Origin of the sequence: Sedimentitalea arenosa (assembly GCF_016428585.1) — a bacterium.
Taxonomy (GTDB): domain Bacteria; phylum Pseudomonadota; class Alphaproteobacteria; order Rhodobacterales; family Rhodobacteraceae; genus Sedimentitalea; species Sedimentitalea arenosa.
Map to the genome: position 1 here is coordinate 88,150 of NZ_JAELVR010000008.1, position 22,282 is coordinate 110,431.

The 22,282-nt window shown below is 62.6% G+C and carries 22 protein-coding genes; 10 read left to right on the plus strand and 12 right to left on the minus strand.

All coding sequences use genetic code 11. The annotated features are described in order from the left end of the window. Positions 1-73 precede the first annotated feature (73 nt). The 7 genes from choX (at position 74) to pssA (ending at position 5,411) form a co-directional block, all read left to right on the plus strand. Positions 74-1,003, plus strand: a complete 930-nt coding sequence (gene choX / locus JF290_RS12465) for a choline ABC transporter substrate-binding protein (protein WP_199025221.1) — start codon at positions 74-76, stop codon at positions 1,001-1,003. A gap of 77 nt (positions 1,004-1,080) precedes the next feature. Beyond that, positions 1,081-1,914, plus strand: coding sequence for a choline ABC transporter permease subunit (choW, locus tag JF290_RS12470; RefSeq protein WP_199025222.1), 834 nt, complete (start codon positions 1,081-1,083; stop codon positions 1,912-1,914). Further along, entirely contained in the window at positions 1,911-2,927 is a 1,017-nt protein-coding gene (gene choV / locus JF290_RS12475) for a choline ABC transporter ATP-binding protein (RefSeq protein WP_199025223.1), read from the plus strand. The genes choW and choV overlap by 4 nt, the downstream gene beginning before the upstream one ends. 42 nt (positions 2,928-2,969) lie before the next feature. Next, entirely contained in the window at positions 2,970-3,236 is a 267-nt protein-coding gene (locus JF290_RS12480; protein ID WP_199025224.1) for a hypothetical protein, read from the plus strand. 10 nt (positions 3,237-3,246) lie between these two features. Further along, positions 3,247-3,882 carry a DUF1523 family protein gene (locus tag JF290_RS12485; RefSeq protein WP_199025225.1) on the plus strand — a complete coding sequence of 212 codons (636 nt, stop codon included), beginning with the start codon at positions 3,247-3,249 and terminating at the stop codon, positions 3,880-3,882. 81 nt (positions 3,883-3,963) lie between these two features. Further along, positions 3,964-4,656 carry a phosphatidylserine decarboxylase gene (locus tag JF290_RS12490; RefSeq protein WP_199025226.1) on the plus strand — a complete coding sequence of 231 codons (693 nt, stop codon included), beginning with the start codon at positions 3,964-3,966 and terminating at the stop codon, positions 4,654-4,656. Between the two features lie 2 nt (positions 4,657-4,658). Then, positions 4,659-5,411, plus strand: coding sequence for a CDP-diacylglycerol--serine O-phosphatidyltransferase (gene pssA / locus JF290_RS12495; RefSeq protein ID WP_227362198.1), 753 nt, complete (start codon positions 4,659-4,661; stop codon positions 5,409-5,411). Positions 5,412-5,417: 6 nt separating this feature from the next. On the opposite strand, the gene JF290_RS12500 is transcribed toward pssA, so the two are convergent. Continuing rightward, the gene (locus JF290_RS12500; protein ID WP_199025227.1) at positions 5,418-6,995 is read right to left on the minus strand and encodes a DUF5928 domain-containing protein; all 1,578 of its coding nucleotides are present in this window, start codon (positions 6,993-6,995) and stop codon (positions 5,418-5,420) included. A 147-nt stretch (positions 6,996-7,142) separates the two neighbouring features. Here JF290_RS12500 and JF290_RS12505 point away from each other — a divergent pair, with 147 nt between their 5' ends. Then, entirely contained in the window at positions 7,143-7,964 is an 822-nt protein-coding gene (locus tag JF290_RS12505) for a sulfotransferase family protein (protein WP_199025228.1), read from the plus strand. A gap of 12 nt (positions 7,965-7,976) precedes the next feature. Here JF290_RS12505 and JF290_RS12510 read toward each other — a convergent pair whose 3' ends face one another. Further along, the gene (locus tag JF290_RS12510) at positions 7,977-9,209 is read right to left on the minus strand and encodes a lytic murein transglycosylase (protein WP_199025229.1); all 1,233 of its coding nucleotides are present in this window, start codon (positions 9,207-9,209) and stop codon (positions 7,977-7,979) included. Between the two features lie 150 nt (positions 9,210-9,359). On the opposite strand from JF290_RS12510, the gene smpB reads away from it, so the two are divergent. After that, a complete protein-coding gene (gene smpB, locus JF290_RS12515) occupies positions 9,360-9,836 on the plus strand; it encodes an SsrA-binding protein SmpB (protein ID WP_199025230.1) in 477 nt (158 codons plus the stop codon). Positions 9,837-10,028: 192 nt separating this feature from the next. Further along, a complete protein-coding gene (locus JF290_RS12520; protein ID WP_199025231.1) occupies positions 10,029-11,174 on the plus strand; it encodes an iron-containing alcohol dehydrogenase in 1,146 nt (381 codons plus the stop codon). A gap of 21 nt (positions 11,175-11,195) precedes the next feature. Here the strand turns inward: JF290_RS12520 and JF290_RS12525 are convergent, their stop codons facing one another. The 10 genes from JF290_RS12525 to ccoO form a co-directional block, all read right to left on the minus strand. Continuing rightward, entirely contained in the window at positions 11,196-12,029 is an 834-nt protein-coding gene (locus JF290_RS12525; protein ID WP_199025232.1) for a hypothetical protein, read from the minus strand. Further along, positions 11,992-14,481, minus strand: a complete 2,490-nt coding sequence (locus tag JF290_RS12530; RefSeq protein WP_199025233.1) for a GcvT family protein — start codon at positions 14,479-14,481, stop codon at positions 11,992-11,994. The genes JF290_RS12525 and JF290_RS12530 overlap by 38 nt, the downstream gene beginning before the upstream one ends. 181 nt (positions 14,482-14,662) lie before the next feature. Next, complete coding sequence (gene ccoS, locus JF290_RS12535; protein WP_199025234.1) at positions 14,663-14,821, minus strand: cbb3-type cytochrome oxidase assembly protein CcoS; 159 nt, start codon at positions 14,819-14,821, stop codon at positions 14,663-14,665. Between the two features lie 4 nt (positions 14,822-14,825). After that, positions 14,826-17,006: a heavy metal translocating P-type ATPase gene (locus tag JF290_RS12540; protein WP_199025235.1), complete on the minus strand. Its 2,181-nt coding sequence runs from the start codon at positions 17,004-17,006 to the stop codon at positions 14,826-14,828. Between the two features lie 6 nt (positions 17,007-17,012). After that, positions 17,013-17,471 carry a FixH family protein gene (locus JF290_RS12545; protein ID WP_199025236.1) on the minus strand — a complete coding sequence of 153 codons (459 nt, stop codon included), beginning with the start codon at positions 17,469-17,471 and terminating at the stop codon, positions 17,013-17,015. A 3-nt stretch (positions 17,472-17,474) separates the two neighbouring features. Further along, positions 17,475-18,905, minus strand: coding sequence for a cytochrome c oxidase accessory protein CcoG (gene ccoG / locus JF290_RS12550; RefSeq protein ID WP_199025237.1), 1,431 nt, complete (start codon positions 18,903-18,905; stop codon positions 17,475-17,477). 232 nt (positions 18,906-19,137) lie between these two features. After that, positions 19,138-20,178, minus strand: a complete 1,041-nt coding sequence (locus JF290_RS12555) for a fatty acid desaturase (protein WP_199025238.1) — start codon at positions 20,176-20,178, stop codon at positions 19,138-19,140. 267 nt (positions 20,179-20,445) lie between these two features. Further along, entirely contained in the window at positions 20,446-21,333 is an 888-nt protein-coding gene (gene ccoP / locus JF290_RS12560) for a cytochrome-c oxidase, cbb3-type subunit III (RefSeq protein WP_199025239.1), read from the minus strand. After that, positions 21,330-21,548, minus strand: coding sequence for a cbb3-type cytochrome c oxidase subunit 3 (locus JF290_RS12565; protein WP_199025240.1), 219 nt, complete (start codon positions 21,546-21,548; stop codon positions 21,330-21,332). Before JF290_RS12565 ends, ccoP begins: the two co-directional genes overlap by 4 nt. 8 nt (positions 21,549-21,556) lie before the next feature. Continuing rightward, complete coding sequence (gene ccoO, locus JF290_RS12570; RefSeq protein ID WP_199025241.1) at positions 21,557-22,282, minus strand: cytochrome-c oxidase, cbb3-type subunit II; 726 nt, start codon at positions 22,280-22,282, stop codon at positions 21,557-21,559.

Sequence of the window (22,282 nt, forward strand, 5' to 3'; positions counted from 1 at the left end):
GGTTGCAAAACCGGTCACAACGCCGTTTTATCGCCCAATCAAGAACACCAAGAAAAAAAGGGAGACACTCACGATGAAACGCTTGCTCGCAACGGCCGCGCTGGTTCTGACGACGACCGCGGCCTCGGCCGCGGAAGACTGCTCCGAAGTGACCTTTTCAGACGTCGGCTGGACCGACATCACCGCTACCACGGCAGTCGCTACCGTGGTCCTGGAAGCATTGGGATACGATACCGACACCAAGATCCTGTCGGTGCCGGTGACCTATACCTCGCTGGCCGCGGGCGATATCGACGTGTTCCTCGGCAACTGGATGCCGACGATGGAGGCCGACATCGCCCCCTACAAGGAAGCCGGCACGGTCGACACCCTGCGCACCAACCTGGAAGGCGCGAAATACACGCTGGCGGTCAACCAGGCCGCCGCCGATCTCGGCATCGGGAATTTCGCCGATATCGCGACCCATGCAGAGGCGCTGGACGGCAAGATCTATGGCATCGAACCGGGCAATGACGGCAACCGGCTGATCCAGTCGATGATCGACGGCGACGCCTTCGGTCTCGGAGAGTTCGAAGTGGTCGAAAGCTCCGAGCAGGGAATGCTGGCGCAGGTGGCGCGTTCCGACAAGCGCGGCGAACCGATCGTGTTCCTTGGCTGGGAACCGCACCCCATGAACGCCAATTTCGAATTGTCCTACCTTGAGGGCGGCGATGATTTCTTTGGCCCCAACCTGGGCGGCGCCACCGTGATGACCAACACCCGCGCCGGATATGCCGAGGCCTGCCCGAATGTCGGCAAGTTCCTGATGAACCTCGAATTCACGCTTGCGATGGAGAATGAGATCATGGCGGCGATCCTGGATGACGGAAAAAACCCGACCGAGGCGGCAGCCGAATGGATCGAGGGCAATCCCGACACGCTGAAAGCCTGGCTTGACGGCGTAAAGGACGTGGAAGGTGATGACGACGCCTTCACGCAGGCCAGCAAGGTTCTGCTGGACTGACATGCATCCGGGGGCGCGATGTCCCCGGACCCTGATCTGCCCGGCCCAACCGGCCCGGGGCCAAGCGAAAGCCCGAAATGGACTGGCTGACCGACAACAAGCTGCCGATCGATGATGTGGCCGAAGCCGGGTTCGACTGGCTGCAAACCAACGGCGGCTGGTTTTTCGACGGCCTGGCGCTGGTGATGGAGGCATTGATCGAAGCAATCTTGTGGGTGTTGCAGACGCCGCATCCGCTCGTGATCGTCGCGGCCTTTGCCCTGCTCACCTGGGTGATCCAGCGCAACTGGAAGATCGTGGCGCTGGTGGTTCTCGGCTTCCTGTTCATCCTCAACCAAGACTATTGGGAGGAAACCACCGAAAGCCTGACGCTCGTCCTGTCGTCCTGCCTGGTGTGCATGGGCATCGGTGTGCCGATCGGGATCGCGGTGGCGCACCGGCCCCGGCTCTACAGCTATGTCGCCCCCGTGCTCGATCTGATGCAGACCCTGCCGACATTCGTCTACCTGATCCCGGCGATCGTGTTCTTCGGCATCGGTATGGTGCCGGGCCTGATCGCAACGGTGATCTTCGTTCTGCCCGCGCCGATCCGCCTGACGCAGCTCGGGATTTCGTCCACGCCCAAGGATCTTCTGGAAGCCGCCGAGGCGTTCGGAGCCAAGCCTTCGCAAACTCTCTGGAAGATCGAACTGCCCTATGCGCTGCCGCAGATCATGACCGGGCTGAACCAGACCATCATGCTGTCGCTGTCCATGGTGGTCATCGGCGCCCTGGTCGGCGCTGACGGCCTTGGGGTGCCGGTCGTGCGCGCACTGAACCAGGTCAACACCGGGCTCGGGTTCGAAAGCGGGCTGATCATCGTCGTGGTCGCCATCATGCTGGATCGGATGCTGCGGGTGCACCGGAAATGAAGAACGCGGTCGAATTCGACGCGGTCAACATCGTCTTTGGCGACAAACCCGCCAAGGCCCTGCCGCTCATGGACGACGGCCTGAGCCGGTCGGAGATCCAGGAGGCGACCGGCCAGATCCTGGGTGTGCATGATTGTTCCATCGACGTCGCGGAAGGCGAGATCCTTGTGCTGATGGGCCTTTCGGGATCGGGCAAATCGACCCTGCTGCGCGCCGTCAACGGGCTGAACCCTCTGGCGCGCGGTCAGGTCCGGGTCAGCGACGGGACAGACATGATCAACGTCACCGACGCCGATGCGGCAACCCTGCGCAACATTCGCCAGACGCGTGTATCGATGGTCTTTCAGCAGTTCGGCCTCTTGCCCTGGCGTACCGTGCGCGCCAACGTCGCGCTTGGGCTCGAACTCTCGGGCCTTCCGCGCGACGAACGGTTGCGTCGCGCCGACGCGCAACTCGAAAAGGTCGGCTTGTCCGATTGGGCGGAGCGAAAGGTCGGCGATCTGTCCGGCGGGATGCAGCAGCGGGTCGGGCTGGCCCGGGCTTTCGCCACGGATGCACCGATCCTGCTGATGGACGAACCGTTCTCGGCGCTCGACCCCTTGATCCGCACCCGCCTTCAGGACGAATTGCTCGACCTGCAACGCGACATGCGGTGCACGATCATCTTCGTCAGTCACGATCTGGATGAAGCCTTCAAGCTGGGCGAACGCATCGCGATCATGGAAGGCGGGCGGATCGTGCAATGCGGCACCCCGCGCGAGATATTCTCGGACCCCGCCTCGGATTATGTGGCAGATTTCGTCGCCAACATGAACCCGCTGGGGGTTCTGACCGCGCGCGACGTGATGGGCCCACCCCAGCACGGAACGGCACGGCAGGTCGAGGCCGAAACACCGGTCAAGGCGCTGATCAGCCAGTTGCGCGGTGGAGATGCGCGTCTTGATGTTGTCACCGGTGATCGCCATATCGGCACGGTGACAGCGCAGAGCCTGGTCGAAAGGCTTGGCGCATGACGTGCACTCCGACCCGGCCCGTGACCAGACGGAGGCCCTGACATGGTGGCCTTTTTTCGACTGATGTTCATCCTGATGATCGTGCTGACGATTGTCTATGTCACGCTGTCACTGTATTCTCGCTCCGTGCGGCGCAACAAGCTCGAGGCGCACTGGAAGACCAAGGGCTTGACCGGTGATCGCGAGGCCTTCGTGCAGAGGGGCCTGCAGAAATACGACAAGTCCTTTCGCCGCAAGCTGATCCTTGGCGTCTATGTCGTGCCGCTGATGGCGATCGCCGTGCTGGTGTATGTGACGAATTTCATGTGAGGGTTGGCCGATGGGCTATGTCAAATGGGCGTTCATACTGCTGTTCTGGGTGCTGCTCGGGTCGTTCCTGCATTACACGCTGCCGCATCAGGACATCGCGCGCATCACCGACACGTATGAAAAGCGTGTCGATCTTGAAGGCGAGAACAGCCTGTTCTGGGCACAGCATGATACCGGCGGCAACAGCACCGTGACCGGGCGGGACGTGTTCTTCATCCAGACCCGGCTGAAGAACGGCAAGGTCATGGTCTATCGCAACGAGGACACCGGGTGGAGCTGGCCTCCTTATTTCAAGGTCAACAGCTCGAACCTGCAAGCCGAGGCCTCCGATCTCAAATCGTCGTCGGAACAGCCGAAATGGGTGGTGATCCGCCACTACGGCTGGCGCAACGAGTTCATCTCGATCTTCCCCAACGCGATCAGCGTGCGCCAGGTCGCCAGCCCGGACGTGCGTCTGATCCCGTGGTTCAACATCGTCTTCCTGACCATCATGGCCGCGCTCTGCTGGGCGGTGTGGGTGCGCTGGCGGCGCTTCCGCGAAGCCCGGATCGACCCGATGTTGCAGGACATCGGCGACAGCGTCGATGCCGCTGGCGACGTGGTCGCCGAAAAGAGCGGACGCCTGCGCCGATGGTTCACGCGATGAATGGCTCCGCCGATATTGCGTTGATCCAGATGACCCCTCTGCGCTAACACGGCGCTACGACCGGAAGCGAGTTGACCAGACATGACCATGCTTGGAACCTTTGTGAAACCGATGCACCGGGAGGGGATTCCCTTCGTCGCGGGGTTCACAATCGTGTCTGCCCTCCTGTTCCTGATCGCGGACGAACTGGGCTGGGTCGGCATCGGCCTCACGGTCTGGTGCTACTATTTTTTCCGAGATCCCAAGCGCACCACGCCGATCCGCGAGGGGCTGATCGTCAGCCCGGCCGACGGGGTCGTGTCGCTGATCGAACCGGCAACTCCTCCCGCGGAACTGGGCATGACCGACACGCCGCTGACCCGGGTAAGCGTCTTCATGAACGTGTTCAACTGCCACGTGAACAGGTCGCCCGTCGCCGGCACGGTCGAGGCCATCGCCTATCGGCCCGGCAAGTTCTTCAACGCATCTCTCGACAAGGCCAGTTCCGACAATGAACGCAACAGCCTGTGTTTGCGGATGGAGGACGGTCGGCAGGTCGCCGTGGTGCAGATCGCCGGTCTCGTCGCGCGCCGCATTGTTTGCTTCGTGGCGAAGGATCAGCCGCTGATGACGGGTGAACGGTTCGGCCTGATCCGCTTCGGGTCACGGCTGGATGTCTATCTGCCCGAGGGGGTCGAGCCGATGGTCAGCGTCGGCCAGACCATGGTGGCCGGGGAAACCGTGCTCGCCGATCTTCAGTCGAGCGAACAGGCCCGCGCCGGGCGCACGGCCTGACCGTGGACGACGACCGCAATCAGCCGCAACGCACCGACCTTCCGGTCGTCATGCTGTTGCCCAACGTCGTCACCATCGCCGCGATCTGCGCCGGTATGTCGGCAATCCGCTTCGGGTTCGAAGGGCAGTTCAAGGCTGCCGTTATCCTGATCCTCGTCGCTTGCATCCTCGATGGTCTGGATGGGCGGCTGGCGCGGCTGCTCAAGTCCGAGTCCCAGATCGGGGCGGAACTGGACAGCCTCGCCGATTTCGTCAACTTCGGGGTCACTCCGGCCCTGGTGATCTATGCTTGGGGTCTGCAGGGCACCAACAGCGCGGGATGGATCGCGGTTCTGGTTTTCGCGATCAGTTGCGTAATGCGTCTGGCGCGGTTCAACATCGACAGCAAATCCGAGATCTCCGGAGCAAAATCCGACCGGTTCGTCGGCGTTCCGGCCCCGGCGGGTGCCTTTCTGGTGTTATTGCCGATGTTCGTGTCCTTCTTCTTCAACGACCCTGACCTGATCGCACCCGGTCTGATCGGGGCCTACATGATCTGTATCGGTCTGTTGATGATCAGCCGCATCCCGACTTTTTCGTTCAAGAAGGCGCGGGTGTCGCGGAAAATGGCGAAATTCCTGCTGCTCGGCTTCGCCTTCCTGGCGGCCGCGCTTCTGACGCACACTTGGGCCACGCTGATCGTGCTCGATCTGATTTATGCAGGCGGGGTCCTCTGGGCCTGGCTCAGCCGAAACAAGACGCCAACCGCACCCTGACCCCGATCAATCTGCGAAAAGGTGTTTGGCCTCGGCGATGTTTCTCGCCTTGTCCCAATCGATGCTCAGGAAATCGCGCAGGGCCGAGGCGTTCCGGTCGGTGCCGCCAATCTCGGACATTCGACTGTAGTGCGTGAAACCGGCATCCCGGATCAGGTCACTTTCATAGGCAATATCGTTGCGGATGGTGGGCAGCAACCGTCCCAGCGTCGCGTCCGAGGTCGTCTCTCCCGCCAGCCCGACGCGCTTTGCGTGTCCAACAAGGTAGTCGTCGGAAAACCGGCACTCGATTTCCAGAAGCCGCGTCGTCGCCCGATCCGAGCAGAAATCCTGTAGCAGGGTCAGGTTGCCGGGATCAATGCAAACGACCAGCCGATCGGTTTCATGATATTCGAACAGCATCCGCATCAAGGACCGACGATGGCGCGTGCGCTTTTCCAGCGTGGTCTGAATACCGCCGAGGTCAGGCAACGGCGTGTGCTCCTCGTTGAACACATACTCCACTGCGGGCAGGTTCGTCGCCTGGCAGATACGGTCGAGCAACCGTTTTGCCACATGCCATTTCTTGCAGACCACGATCATCAACTCGCGATCGCGGCCGAGCGAGCTCTCCTTTTCCCAGAATCTCGGCGCGAACCGCAGGCCGACCCGACCCCGCCGGGTCAGGAAGCCATAGAGGTTGCGCCCCTCGTTGCTGATCTGGAACGAGACATCCTGTGCCGCGTAGAGCCGCCCGAGCCGCTCCTTGAGGGCGTATGCCTCGGGACTGATCTTGCGCGCAAACAGGAAATCCTGGCTCAACAGCAGGTCATAGTGATCGTTGTAGAACGTCACAGGCATCCCGTAGTCCGAGAACATCAGGAAAGTCAGCGTCCGGCTTTCAATCTCGGTTCCGGGGATCAGGTGGCGTACGAGGGTCTGGAAAAAGGTTTCATCCGGGATCCACGTCGACCGGAAGAAGCGCATCACGTCGCGACGGCGCTCGGCGAACTCGAGCACCGCCTCGATCGTACGGCGACGCAGGCACCACCACTGGCTGCCGATCTGGATCTGCAGATCGGCCGGAACCGAGCGCCGCAACCCGAGTTGCCGTTGCAGGGCGACGGACTTGTAGAACAGCGCCTTGTGCCTGCGCTCGTTGAAGAGATGGCGATAGATCAGCCGCTCTTCTTTCATCCCCGTGCGAATCCAGTCGCTCTCGAAGAAATCGAAACTCTCGATGAAGTCGCGGTCAGTCTCGTCGAGAAAGCGGTGCACGTACTCGGCGCTCTTGATCGGCATGCAGTCGCCGGACAGCATGTAGACATGCGTGGCGCGGGGAAATGCACCCAGCGCGCAACGCAAGGCATTCAGCGTCGCCTGCACCAGCGACCATTCTCCCCAGCCGCACTTGACCCTTTTGGCGGCGAAGGCAACGTTCGGATTGTCGGCAAGCGCGTCCCGGATTCGCTGGTAGTCAGCCGCGCTGGACCTGCCGTCGAAATGGATCGCCACGCAATCGCCGACAGCAGTCAGACGATGCGCCTGTTCGATCACTGCGTCAGGATCCTTGTGACACAGTAGGATGTAAGCGATCTTGGCCATGCCGGAACGAATTCAACTATAGTTTAATCATTGGTTTAGCTTGTTATTGATGAAGGACGATTGAATAAACCGGGATTGTTTGCTTTTTTGTCCGCAACTCGCCTGTTTCCCGCTCGATGGACCGCAGGCCATTGGAGACATCGCGAAATGGGGTTTCCCGGAACCTGGATGACCGAATCCGAGAGCATGGTCTATCGGGTCGTCCCGAAATGTGCCTGCTCCACCATCGGCCAGATCATGTATTATTCGGACCATGGCCGGTTCTTCGACGGCGACATCCACGACGCGGAGTCCGGCCTGCACAAATGGGCGCTCGAAGACAGCAAGGAACCGATCACGCGCAACGTGACCGGGCACAAGTCTTATGCCTTCACCTGCGTGCGCAATCCCTACACGCGCATACTCAGCTCGTTCTTCGACAAGATCTGCGGCATCCAGCGCAACGGCAAGCGCTACCGCGGCAACCTGGTGCCGATGCTGGTGGCGCAGTATGGCGTCAATGTCGGCGGCCCGGACGGCAAGGAGGAGTTCGATCAGATCACCTCGTTCCGGCGTTTCCTGCTGTTCGCGCGCGACACGATCCGCTGGCGCAAACCGATGGAGCCCGACATCCACTGGTCGGCCATCTCGGGCCACGCCTCGACCTTCATCATCAACGGCGGGCGCTACGACAACATCATCTGGACCGAGCGGTTCGACGAGGGGATGTCACAGGTTCTGGATGCGACGACGCAACGTCATCCGGTCGAACTGGCCGCGATCCCCCGTTTCAACGAGAGCGAAGGCCACGGACCCAAGCGGGCGCACCCGGTCGAAGACTATTTCGACGACCTGTCGATGCACCTGGTCTATGAGATCTACAAGCGCGATTTTGAGCTGTTCAAATACGATCACCTTGACCCGTCCAACAAAATGCCGATCGACGAGATCGACCTGAACGAAGTGCACGCCAAACTCGGCGATCCCTGAACCAAACCCAGTTCAGCGGCGCAGGCGGGCCAGCAGGTCGAGCGAGGGCTCGCCGGTTTCCGGCAGGCCGACGCTACGCTGGTAGCCCCGGATTGCCGCTTCGGTGTTCGACCCGATGACCCCATCCGCGCCGTCCGTGTCGAACCCGGCCGCCGTCAGGCGGCGCTGCAGCTCCTTGCGATCGTCGATGGTCATCCCGCTCGCATCGGGCGGAAAACTCCCGCGGATCGGCGGCCCGCCAACGATCCGGTCGGACAGGTGCCCGATCCCGATCACGTAGCTTTCCGAATTATTGTAGCGGGTGATGACCGTGAAATTGCGGAAAGTCATGAAGGCCGGACCATTGCGCCCGGACGGAATGATGATCGATGCCGCGCCGTAATCCGGCACGCGCCCCCCGTTCACGTCACGCACTCCCTGCGCCGCCCATTGCGATGGACTGCGGGTCGTATCGCGACCGAACGGACCGGCGAACCCGGCCGGCAGGAGGACCTCTACCCCCCAGGGTTGGCCGCGGGTCCAGCCGTTGCGCGACAGGTAGACCGCAGCGGACGCCAGCGCGTCGGTCGGGTCATCCGACCAGATGTCGCGTCGGCCGTCGCCGTTAAAATCCACTGCGAACGCCTGGTAGGACGTCGGGATGAACTGCGTATGCCCCATCGCCCCGGCCCAGCTTCCGGTCATCCGGTCGACCGTGGTGTCGCCGTTCTGCAGGATCTTCAACGCGGCGATCAGCTGGCTTTCGAAGAAGGAGCCGCGCCGTCCGTCATAGGCCAGCGTCGACAGTGCAGACACCACCTGGATGTCGCCGCGTCGCTCTCCATACCGGCTTTCTAGACCCCAGATCGCCGTGACGACCTGTTTCTCGACACCGTATCGCGACTCGATCTGCGACAGGGTCGAATTGTACTGGCGCAGCTTCGCCTTGCCGGTGCTGACCCGTTCGTCCGATGCCGCGATCGCCAGGTAATCCTCGAGCGAGCGTTTGAACTCGGTCTGGTTGCGGTCTCGCTCGATCACGCCGGGGAGGTATCCCGCCCCGCGAAAGGCGCGGTCGATCGTGGCCTGCGAAATGCCCTGCCAGGCAGCCCGCGTCTTGAAGCGCGCAACCCAGGCGTCATAGCCTGCATTCGGAATCGACCGCATCGCGCTGCTTGGCCCCGCGGGAGAACCGCCACCCGTCGAGCACCCTGCGACCAGGGTCGCGGCCAGGCCGCAAGTCATCGTTCGCCGTGAAATCCGCATTGTGTCCGCCTGCGCTTTGATCTGCCTCAGGACCAATGCTTAACGCAGTCTCGCCGGCACGCAAACCATCCCCGGCGAGAACGCCGGCGTTTCCTTGCCGAACCGCTGTCCGCTTGCACCCGCGCAGCCGAGCGCCTACATCTGCGACCCATGGCGCAGACGAAATCAGATCCCAATTACAAGGTGATCGCCGAGAACCGGCGGGCCCGGTTCGACTATGCCATAGAGGAAGACCTGGAATGTGGCATCCTGCTGGAAGGGTCCGAGGTCAAGTCCTTGCGCCAGGGCGGTGCCAACATCGCCGAAAGCTATGCCGCCGTCGAAGATGGCGAGCTTTGGCTGATCAACAGCTATGTCGCGCCCTATGATCAGGCCAAGACCTTTCGACACGAAGAACGCCGCCGCCGAAAGTTATTGGTGTCGCGCAAGGAATTGTCGAACCTGTGGAACGCAACCCAGCGCAAGGGCATGACCCTCGTGCCGATCGTTCTGTACTTCAACCACAAGGGCCTCGCCAAGTTGAAGATCGGGATCGCCAAGGGCAAGAAAAACCACGACAAACGCGAAACCGAAGCCAAACGCGACTGGTCACGGCAAAAACAGCGCCTTCTCAAGGATCATCGCTGAACGGCCCGATTGCGCTGCGCGGACTTGCATCCCCGCGCCGGGTGAGCCGTGCTCCATGACATCGGAATTGGAGCCAGACGGAGCATGCCGGGACAGCCGTCCAAGGCACCGAAGATGATGGCCAACACCCCAGACCATGGCTATGAAAATGAGAATGACTTTGGCCAACGGATCGGGAAAGAGAGCGCGATGATGACACCGAAAGCAAACTGGTCCTATCCGACCGCAATCAGATTCGGAGCGGGTCGGATCGCGGAACTGGCGGAGGCCTGTGTCTCCTGCGGCGTCACGCGGCCTCTGCTGGTGACCGACAGGGGGCTCGCGAGTCTCGAGATCACCCGCCGGGCGTTGAACGTGATCGATGCCGCGGGATTGGGCCGCGCGCTTTTCTTCGAGGTCGACCCGAACCCGACCGAGGCCAATCTCGAAACCGGCCTCGCGGTTTATCGCGACGGTGGCCATGACGGCGTGATCGCCTTTGGCGGCGGTTCGGCGCTGGATCTCGGCAAGATGATCGCCTTCATGGCCGGCCAGGTCCGCCCGGTCTGGGACTTCGAGGACGTGGACGATTGGTGGACGCGGGCCGATGCCAGCGCGATCGCTCCGGTGATCGCCGTGCCGACCACGGCAGGCACCGGATCGGAGGTCGGGCGCGCTTCGGTTCTGACGAATGCGGTCAGCCACGAGAAAAAGATCATCTTTCATCCCCTGGTTCTTCCGAAGATCGTGATCGCGGATCCGGAACTGACCGTCGGCATGCCGCGCGCCATCACCGCCGGGACCGGTATGGACGCCTTTGCCCATTGTCTCGAAGCCTATTGTTCGCCGCACTATCACCCGATGAGCCAGGGCATCGCGCTGGAAGGCATGCGGCTGGTCGCCGAGAACCTGCCCAAGGCCTATGCCGACGGCACCGACCTCTCGGCGCGCGCCGAGATGATGAGTGCGGCCATGATGGGCGCGACAGGCTTCCAGAAAGGGCTGGGCGCAATCCACGCCCTGTCGCATCCGATCGGGGCGGTGTTCGGAACGCATCACGGTACCACCAATGCAGTCGTGATGCGGCCGGTGCTGCGCTTCAACCGCCCGGCGATAGAAGATCGGCTGAACCGGGCGGCGGACTATCTCGGCATCGCGGGCGGATTTGACGGCTTCTACGACCATGTCGGCGACCTGATCGACCAGCTTGGCATCCCGGGTCGCCTTGGCGATCTGGGGGTGACCGACCCGGATATAGATGCGCTCGTGGCGTCTGCCCTTGCAGATCCCAGCACTGGCGGCAACCCAGTCAAGATGACGGCCGAAAATACCCGCGCCCTGCTGCTGGCCTGTCTCTAGCCGCGATACGTCGGAGGTCGTTCAGCGCTGAAGTCCACGACCGGACTCGGCCAGCCAGCGCGCCGCAACGAAGAAGCCACCGGCCAGAAGGGCCGGGAGCAGGAAGATGCGGAACACGTACACTGCAAGGATCGCGACATAGCTGGCCACCAGTTCGTCCGCCTGGTCGAAGATCGTGCCCGCGAGGGTACGGTAGGACTCCATTTCCGTCAGACCCGAGCGCATCCTGTCGAACCAGCCGGCCTCCGCGCCGGAGTCGGGCGTATCGATCGACGAGGTTATGCGGGCGATGACGGCCTCGTTTTCCTCCCAGACCTCGCGGGTCATGTGATCGGCCACGCTGCTGGACAGCAGAAAGGACAGGGGCAGTGCAAGCGCGAGAAAGACGCCGTAGGAGGCCAACCTGCGTCCCAGAACCTGCCCCGGCGCAAGCCACCACAAGAGGAACGCTCCCGCCATCATCGCGAACCCGACAGCGCCCACCGGTCCCATGGCCACGGCAAGGACACCGGAGAAGACCATGAGCGCAAAGACCGCATCGGCGATGCGCTCGATCGTGTCGTCGATGGGCTCGAGCATCTTGAGCGGCTGCGCCGAACCCGACACGCCCAGCCCGACGCCCATTTCGACCTCCTGCGCGGTGGACAGCACCGCGTTGAGCGTGCGCAAGGTCACATAGGTACCGGCGCTGGCTGCGCTGACCGTACTGGCATAGCCGGCCGCCTTCGTGCTGACCGGGTTATGGGCGTAAAACAGCGCCAGCAGGACTGACAGGGCTGCCCCTGCGAGAAGGGCGAACCCGGTCCATCGGCGTCGCTCAGCCGTCCTTTCGAATGACGTCGTTTCCCGGGTCATAGGGGCTGTCCTCACAAATCTCGGCATCCCACAGCTGATTCAGCATCTTGACTTGCAGCTTCGCGCCCGGAACCGCGATGTCCGGCTTCACATAGCCCATGCCAATGCTTTTTCCGAAGCTGACGGAATAGCCACCCGAGGTTAAACGCCCGACGCGGGTGTCCCCTTGGTAAAGCGCCTCACGCCCCCACGGGTCGGCGTCCTCGGGACCGTCGATCAGCAGCGTCACGCATTTGCTGCGGATGCCCTTGGCCTCCATCGCCTCTCTACCGCGAAACGCCTTGGACAGGTCCACGAAACGCGGCAGATCGGCCTCCAGCGGGGTGGCGTCGCGGCCCAGTTCGTTGCCGAAGGCGCGATAGGACTTCTCCTGACGCAGCCAGTTCTGCGCCCGCGCGCCGACCGGTTTCAGGCCATGATGCGCGCCCGCCGCCATCAGCTGGTCCCAGAGATAATTCTGCATCTCGATCGGGTGGTGCAACTCCCAGCCCAGTTCGCCGGTATAGGCCACCCGGATCGCCCGTACCGGGCACATGCCCAGTTCGATATCGCGCATCGAAAGCCAGGGGAAACGCTTGTTGCCCAACACTGTGGCCGGATCGGCATCCTTGACGATCTCGTTCAGCACGTCGCGGGATTTCGGCCCGGCAATGGCAAAGACGCCCCATTGGGTGGTGACGTCCTGAATCTCGATGTACCCGTATTCGTCCATCTTGTCGGCAGCGGACTTGCGCAGGTAATCTGCGTCATAGGCCGTCCACGCCCCTGCGGAGACGAGGTAATACTCATCCTCGCCCAGCCGAACGATGGTGTATTCGGTGCGGGTGGTGCCGTGATCGGTCAGCGCATAGGTCAGGTTGATACGTCCGACCTTGGGTAGCTTGTTGCAGGTGAACCAGTCGAGAAATGCGGTCGCGCCCGGCCCCTTCACCACGTGCTTGGTGAATGCGGTGGCGTCGATCAGCCCGACACCTTCGCGGATGGCCTTCGCCTCTTCGACCGCGTATTGCCACCAGCCGCCACGGCGGAAGCTGCGGCTGTCATGATCGCTGAAGCCTTCGGGGGCGTAGTAGTTCGGCCGTTCCCAGCCATTGACGAAGCCGAACTGCGCCCCGAGGGCCTTCTGCCGGTCATAGGCGGGTGCCGTGCGCAACGGGCGGCAGGCCGGGCGTTCCTCGTCCGGATGGTGCAGGATGTAGACGTGGTCGTAGCATTCCTCGTTCTTTCGCGCGGCGAATTCGGTCGTCATCCAGTCGCCATAGCGCTTGGGGTCAAGGCTCGCCATGTCGATCTCGGCCTCGCCCTCGACCATCATCTGGGCGAGGTAATACCCGGTGCCACCCGCCGCGGTGATGCCAAAGCTGAAGCCCTCGGCCAGCCACATGTTGCGCAGACCCGGAGCCGGCCCGACCAGCGGGTTGCCGTCGGGTGTATAGCAGATCGGGCCATTGAAATCGTCCTTCAGCCCGCAATTCTCGGCGCTCGGCATCCGGTGGTTCATCGCCAGGTATTGTTCCTCGATCCGGTCCAGATCAAGCTGGAACAGGTCGGCACGGAAGCTGTCGGGCACCCCGTATTCGAACCGTGCCGGCGCCCCCTTTTCATAGACACCCAGGATCCAACCGCCGCGTTCCTCGCGCACATAGCTCTGCGCGTCGGCGTCGCGGATCACCGGATGCTCGGGATGATCCTTGCGGAACTCCACCAGGGCGGGATCCTGCTCCATCACGATGAACTGATGCTCGACCGGGATCGCCGGCATCTTTATGCCCAACATCTTCGCGGTGCGCTGTGCGTGGTTGCCGCTCGCGGTGACGACATGTTCGGCGGTGATGACGATTTGCTCGTCGCTCGGCACCAGGTTGCCGCCCTTCTCGACCATCTTCGTCGCGGTGACCTCCCAGGTTTCGCCGGTCCAGTGAAACGCGTCGGCCTGCCATTTGCGTTCGATCATGACGCCGCGTTGGCGCGCCCCCTTGGCCATCGCCATGGTCACATCGGCAGGATTGATGTACCCGTCCGTGTGATGATAGAGCGCGCCCTTCAGGTCCTCGGTGCGGATCAGCGGCCAGCGCGCCTTGATCTCGTCCGGGGTCAGGAAGACGTAAGGAACGCCACAGGTTTCCGCCGTGCTGGCGTAGAGCATGTATTCGTCCATGCGCTCCTGTGTCTGTGCCATGCGCAGGTTGCCGACCACAGCAAAGCCGGCATTCAGCCCCGTTTCTTCCTCGAGGGTCTTGTAGAACTCGACCGAATACTGGTGGATATGGGTCGTGGCAAAGGACATGTTGAACAGCGGCAACAAGCCAGCCGCATGCCAGGTCGACCCGCTGGTCAACTCGTCCCGTTCAAGCAACATCACGTCGTCCCAACCGGCCTTCGCCAGATGATAGGCGATCGAGGTACCCACGGCCCCACCCCCGACGACCAGGGCTTTCACTTGCGTTTTCATCGGCTCACTCCACGGCACGAGTCACTTGCCAGCGGTTATGCCTTTCCGGCACGTCGCGCGCCAATCTCATCCGACACAAACCGCAACAAAACCGACCTTGCCTGAAACTTCCCGCAAACGGCAACCGGTGCGCGGCAGCACGGCCAAGCGGGGCTCGATGCCCCGCGAGGGCGTCTCCGGTTCACGGCTTGGGGTGGTCGTCCCATTCATCCGACAGGATCCGGCGTGCATCGCCTTCCGGATCGTCGTACTGGTTCGAGCGCACCGTGTAGATGAACGCCACCAGTCCGATGGCGCCCATCGTCAGGGAAATCGGGATCAGGTAGGACAGGATCGACATCTGTTCACTTCACACGCAGAGCATTCAGGGACACGGTAATCGAACTGGTCGACATGGCCAAGGCCGCGATCAACGGCGTGGCCATGCCGGCAACCGCCAGCGGCACGGCGATAATGTTGTACACCGTCGCGATGCGGAAATTCTCCTTGATCCGCTTGGTGGCACGGACCGCGGTGTCACAGGCATCGGCGATCGGGCTGAGGTCGCGCCCCAAGAGCACGATATCCGATGCGACACGCGCCGCATCCAGTGCCGTCGCCGGGGAAATCGAGACATGCGCCGCCGCCAGCGCAGCGGTGTCGTTCAGTCCGTCGCCCACCATCAGGACATGGCGACCCTGTTCGCTCAGCGCCTTGATCCGGGCCGCCTTGTCCTCGGGCAGGGCCTCGGCAATCCAGCGCTCGATGTTCAACCGTCGCGCCAGATCCTCAACCGGTCCGGCCGCGTCGCCGGACATCAGCAGAACCTCCTTGCCCGCCGCCCGCAAGCCCGCAATCGCCTCTTTGGCTCCCGGGCGCAGCGCGTCGGTGAAGAGGAAGGGCCGCGGTGTCTCGGTACCGATGGCCAGCCATGCCGCCGTTTGCGTCCTTTGCGCGCCCCCGACCCAATTCGCCCGGCCCAGCCTGACAGTCTGCCCGCGCCATGTGGCCTCGGTGCCATAACCCGGCACCTCGCGCAGATCCGTCACGCGGGCGGGCTTGATACCCGCGGATCGCGCCGCCGCAGTCAGCGATCTGGAAAGCGGATGCGCGGACCCTTCGGCCAACGCAAGCGCGACCTCGAGTTCCGTTCGCGTGAAATCTCCCAGATCGACCACCTCGGGCGTGCCGGCGGTCAGGGTTCCGGTCTTGTCGAAAACGACGGTATCGACCTGCGACAACCGCTCCAGTGCGGTCGCGTCCTTGATCAACATCCCCTTTCGGAACAGCCGGCCCGACGCCGCAGTGGTCACCGCCGGCACCGCGAGTCCCAGGGCACAGGGGCAGGTGATGATGAGAACCGCCGCCGCGATGTTCAACGCCACCCGCAGGTCGCCCGACCACAGGTACCAGCCGAGGAAACTGAGCGCGGAAAGGATATGCACCCCCGGCGCATACAGCTTGGCCGCCGCGTCGGCGAGCGAGGTATATCTCGATCGTCCTGACTCGGCGATCGCCACCAGGTCGGCCATGCGGTGCAACGAGGTGTCCTGCCCCACGGCGCTGGCCCGCACCGTCAGCGGCCCGGTCAGGTTTACCTCGCCGGCACTGACCACCAGTCCCGGCGCGGCGAAGACGGGCAAGGTCTCCCCGGTCAGAAGCGACCGGTCCAGTTCCGACTGGCCCGACACGATCTCTCCATCGACGGGCATCCGCCCGCCCGGGCGCACCAGAACAAGGTCGCCCACGACAAGCTCGGCCACGGGCACTTCCCGCTCGACGCCATCGACCAGCTTGAGCGCGCGAGGCACCTCGAGCGCGGCCAATTCCTCGGCGGCAGATCGGGCGACAGCGCGAGTCCGGTAATCGAGATACCGTCCGGCCAACAGGAAGAAGGTCAACGCCAGAGCCGCGTCAAAATAGGCGTGTTCGCCCGAGAGCGACGTCTCCCAGAGCGACGTGACCAGTGCCAGCACGATCGCGAGCACGATCGGCACATCCATGTTCAGACGGCGAGCCGACAGCGCCGCCCAGGCGTTGCGGAAGAACGGCTGCGCGGAATAGGCGATCGCCGGCAACGTGATCGCCGCCGAAATCCAGTGGAACATGTCGCGCGTCGCATCCGTCGCCCCGGACCAGACCGAGACCGACAGGAGCATCACGTTCATGGACGCGAACCCCGCGACTGCCAGCCGGATCAGCAGAGCGCGCCCGGCCGTGTCGGTCTGGGTAGCGCTCAGCGCGCCGGGGTCGAGTTCGTGCGCCTCATAGCCAAGCCCTTCGAGCACACCGATCAGGTCGCGCGCGGTGACGCTGTCATCGGCCTCGACCATTGCGCGCTTGAGTGTGAGATTGACCCGTGCGCCGTGGACTCCGGGATGCGCATTCAGGCCCCGCTCCACCGCCGAGATGCAGCCCTGGCAATGGATGCCGGGCAGGGACAGAGCGATGCGTGCGTCCTTGGGCGCCTCCGCGACGGGCTCCGCCGGGGTCGCGAGGCAGCCCGGGCAGGCGGCGGCGGACGGCGGACGCAACTGTGCCGTCATGGCCGATCAGCCCCGCACATGCAGGATCACGCGCTGGGTGAACTCGGTTCCGTCGTCGGCGCGTGCGACCATGCGGATGTTCCAGTTGCCCGCTCCCAGATCGACGGGCGCAACATAGGCTGTGCCATCGAAGGCAAAGTCCGGCTCCACATCGTCCTTGACATGGGTTGCGCGACCCAGCACCGCCGACAGCTTGGCCACCTCCACAGGAGCGCCCTCGGTGTCGGTGATCGACAGGATGACCTGTCCATCGCGGGCATCCGCCCGCACCGACCATCCCAACGCCTCCTGCGCGTCGCGCCTCACATCGAACTCCTGGCTGGCGACGTAGGAGTTCTTGACCTCGAGCCCCGGAAAGGTCGACACCGCGCTGTAGGCCAGGGCCAGATTCACTCCGATGATGACCGCGAACGCGCCGATGAAAACGGCTGCCGCGTGCTTGCCTGTGAATTCACGTTTTGCCATCTCTCAGTTCCCCTTGCCGTTGAAGGTCGAGTCCTTGTAGGCCCGATCGCCGTTGCTCAGATCCTCGACCCAGAACCGGATATCGGTATTGCCGGCGTTCGACGGGGCAGATGCCCCCGGAGACACCACGTAGACTCGCTGCAGGAACCCGGTGTCGGCCGGCACTTCGATCGAGTCATAGGGAGACCCCTCAAGCTGGATGCGCAGCGATGGGTCGCCCACGACCGACAAGCGGAATTGGCGCGGTTCGCCGTTCTTGTTCAGCATCCGGATATCGTAGGTATTTCTGATCGACCCATCGGACATGGTGACGTATGTCGGGTTTCGGATCGGCGCCACGGTCATCTCGATATCTTGCCGGATGAACAGCGCGAACACCAAGCCGAGGCCGACCAGCGACCACAGGGCTGTGTACATGATCGTGCGCGGTCGAAGAATGTGTTTCCAGATGTTCTTGGGCGGCAATCCGCTGCGCTCTCGCCCTTCATCGGACAATGCCATGTAGTCGATCAGCCCGCGCGGCTTGCCGATCTTGGCCATGATATCGTCACAGGCGTCTATGCAGAGCGCACAGGTGATGCATTCCAGCTGTTGTCCGTCGCGGATATCGATGCCCACCGGGCACACGTTGACGCAAGCCATGCAATCGATGCAATCGCCCTGCGGCTCGCCCGCCTTGACGGCTTCGGAATGCTTCCGCGGTTCTCCACGCCACTCGCGATAGCCGACGACAAGCGTGTCCTCGTCCATCATCGCGGCCTGAATACGCGGCCAGGGACAGGCATAGATGCAGATCTGCTCGCGCGCGAAGCCCCCGAAAAAGAAGGTCGTCAGGGTCAGGATCGCCATGGTGGTATAGGCGACCGGGTGCGCGTTGCCCGTCACCAGATCGCGCGCCAGCGTCGGCGCATCGGCAAAGTAGAATATCCACGCACCGCCGGTCGCAAGGCCTATCAGAAGCCAGATCGTCCATTTCGTGATGCGCAGGCGGAACTTGCGGAAATCCATCTTTTGCTGCCGGTGCAGACGGAGCTGCGCGTTCCGGTCACCCTCGATCCAGCGTTCGACGAGGATGAAGAGGTCGGTCCAGACGGTCTGGGGGCAGGCATAACCGCACCAGACCCGTCCCAGAGCCGATGTGAACAGAAACAGCCCGAGCCCCGCCATGATGAGAAGGCCCGCGACGAAATAGAACTCGTGCGGCCAGATCTCGATCCAGAAAAAATAGAACCGGCGGTTGGCAAGATCGAGCAGCACGGCCTGATCCGGCAAGCTAGGACCGCGATCCCAGCGGATCCAGGGAGTCAGGTAGTAGATACCCAGCGTGACGATGAGAATGATCCATTTCAGGTTGCGGAATGGACCTGACACGCGCTTGGGAAAAATCGGCTCCCGCGCGGCATAGAGACTTGGGGCGGGTTCGGTACTGCTCACGGAATCACTCCGGTTGGAAGGCCTTGCTGCTGGCGTTGTCACAGATGCGCCGCATGCAAACTTTGATATGGGTCAAAAAGCGCATCGGACAGTAATGTTTTCCGGGCAATCAGCCGGGTGAGACACCATGCCGCCCACGCGTTCCCGGTCGGGCGACGCAGGTCATGCGGGTCGGCTACCGAGGCGGGCAATTCGAAAGACGAGTACCCTGCGTCGTCACACGGGCCGCAGGTCAGGTTCCGTAGAGGGCTGACGCCTGCCGGAATGACAACAGGCGGCGGTCGCGTTCGTCCCACAGGTGCAAGCGACCACAAGCAAAGCTTTCGGACAGGGTCATGCGGTTCATGGTGGCCAGAACGGCATGATCGCGCAGGACTTCGGTCAGACGATAGAATGGAATGCGGCTGTAGAGATGATGCACGTGATGCACGCCGATGTTCGCCGAGAACCAGCGCAGCACCGCCGGCAAGTCGTAGAAAGAGCTGCCGTGAAGTGCCGACTCATGCAATTGCCAGTCTTCCTCGGAGTTCCAACTGGTTTCCTCGAACTGGTGCTGGATGAAGAACAGCCAGACCCCGGCCGACGCCGCGATCAACGTCGTGGGCAGGAACACCAGCAGCACCGGGGCAAGGCCTCCGAAATAGATGATCACGCCCAACCCTATGCAAAGGGCGAGGTTGGTACCCATCGCACTTGTCCAATAGCGCCAGCCCGCGGTCATCAGGCCGATCGGCAGGCGGTTCTGCAAGAAGAAGATGTATCCCGGCCCCAGCCCGAACAGGGTGAAGGGGTTGCGGTAGAGCCGATAATGCCACCGCCAGAGCGGCGACAGAGCCTGATACTCGGCCACGGTCAGGGTGTGGACATCGCCGATGCCGCGCCGCGCGAGATTTCCGGCCGCCGAATGATGGATTGAATGGGTACGCCGCCAGACATCATACGGCGTGAGTGTCAGCACACCCAACGCGCGCCCCGTCCAGTCGCTCACCAAACGGTTGCCAAAGAACGCCCCGTGGCCGCAATCGTGCTGGATCGCGAAAAGCCGGACGAGGAATCCCGCGTTGAGAAGCGAAATCGCGAGGGCCAGCCAATAGCTGAACGAGAGCGCCCACCAGGCCAACGCCCATAGAGCGAAGAACGGCAACAGGCTGACACCAAGTTCAAACAGACTGCGCCACAGGTTCGGTTCGCGATACTTCGCCAGGACCTGAACCCATTCGCGCGCGGACAGAGTCCGGGTCTCCTCGATGTCGGCTTGCCGTGACCCGTCCATGTGCCTGCTGTTCTGTTGTCGTTTTACCAACCCCGGATATACGACACCTGCCGCATGACAAGCACAATCGACCCGGACACTGCAAACAGTGCCTCATATGAGGTTACGAACACGTTACCAAAGTCAACCGGAACGCCTTGTCAGAACGGCTCGATTTCGGTGCTGTTGGAATATCGGCACCGACTCTTCAGGAAACGCGCGAACAGATCGAAGAGTCGGTGCCCAACTCCCGGGCGACATTTGCCGCCCGGGAGTATTCTCATTCTGTCATTCACCGCCACCAAGCTGGTGGACATAGGTCGCGACGGCGCGGATTTCGGCCTCGGTAAGGCGACCGGCCGGCGATGCCTCTGCGGACCAGGGCGGCATCACGCCAAAGCGGCTGTAGGTTACGGTTTCGACCAGCGTGTCGTAATCGCCACCATAGAGCCAAATCGCATCCGACAGGTTGGGCGCGCCCTGCATGCGGTCGCCCGAGCCATCTTCCATGTGACAGGCGGCGCAGTTCTCTTCATAGACGACGGCTCCGGCTTCGACCTTGGAGGCATCCTGCGGCGTTCCGGATAGAGACATCACGTAGTTGACGACCTCGTCGATCTGCTCGGGCTCGAGCAGTTCGTCGGCGCCGAAGGCCGGCATTTCCGAGTAATGGGCGTCAGGGTCATCCTCGTTACGGATACCGTGGCTGATCGTGTAGTGGATCGCCTCGATATCACCGCCCCAGAGCCAGGCGTCGTCCAGCAGGTTGGGATACCCCTTGGCGCCCGCAGCACCCGACCCGTGGCATTGCGCGCACCAGGTGCGGAACACTGCCGCGCCGGCCGAGGTCGCGTAGGTCGCCAGTTCCGTGTCGTCCACGATGGCGTTCAGGTCAGCGCTGGCCAGCCTGATATTGATCTCGGCGTTCGCTTCTTCCGCCGCGGCGATCTCGGCCGCGACATCGGCACGGGTCGACCACCCCAGGATACCAGCCGTCGCCTGGTTGACCAGCGGCCAAGCGGGATAGGCGATGGTATAGAGAACGGCCCAGACGATCGTGACGTAGAAGGTCCACAGCCACCAGCGCGGAAGCGGGTTGTTGAATTCCTCGATACCGTCCCAGCTATGGCCGGTGGTCTCCGGATCACCCTTTTGTTTTTCAGGTACTTTGCTCATTGCCGCGCCTCCTTGGGTGTGGCGGTATTGTCGTCTTGATCATCGGTGTCAGGTGCCGGTTTATCTTCGTGCCGGAAGGGGATGTTCGCGGTATCCTCGTAGGTTTTCTTGCTGCCCGGGCGGAACACCCAGAAGACGACCCCTATGAAGAAGGCAAACAACGCCACCAGCATCCAGCTGTCCGCGAATTGCCGGAGAAAGGTGTATTCTTCCATACCTCCTCCTAGCGACTTGCATCGGGCGTGAAGGTCGAGAAGTCGACCAGTGTGCCCAGCATCTGCAGGTAGGCGATCAGCGCGTCGGTTTCCGAGATACCCGGCTGACCGTCGAAGTTGCGCACCTGTGCCCCCGGATAGCGTTCGAGCATATCGTCATAATCACTGTCGGGATCCGCCTGGGCCCTGAAATCGGCGGCGGCGTTCTCGATCATCTCTTCCGTATAGGGCACACCGACGAACCGCTGCGTCTTGAGCAGGTCCTCGATATAGGTCGGCTCGATCAGCGTGCGTTCGAGGAACGCGTATTTCGGCATGACCGACTCCGGCACGACCGATTGCGGATCCCGCAAGTGGTCGACGTGCCAGTCATCCGAATAGCGGCCACCGACGCGGGCCAGGTCCGGCCCGGTGCGCTTGGAGCCCCACTGGAACGGATGATCGTACATCGACTCCGCCGCCAGGCTGTAGTGGCCATAGCGTTCCACTTCGTCCCGCATCGGGCGCACCATCTGGCTGTGGCACACGTAGCAGCCTTCGCGGATATAGATCTCGCGTCCTGTCAGCTCGAGAGGCGAGTAGGGACGCATCCCCTCGACCTCTTCGATCGTGTTTTCCAGCCAGAACAGCGGTGCGATCTGGACGATGCCGCCGACCGTCACCACAAGGAAGCTGAGGATCAGGAGGAGCGTGGCGTTGGTCTCGATGACCTTGTGCTTGTCTAAGATTGCCAT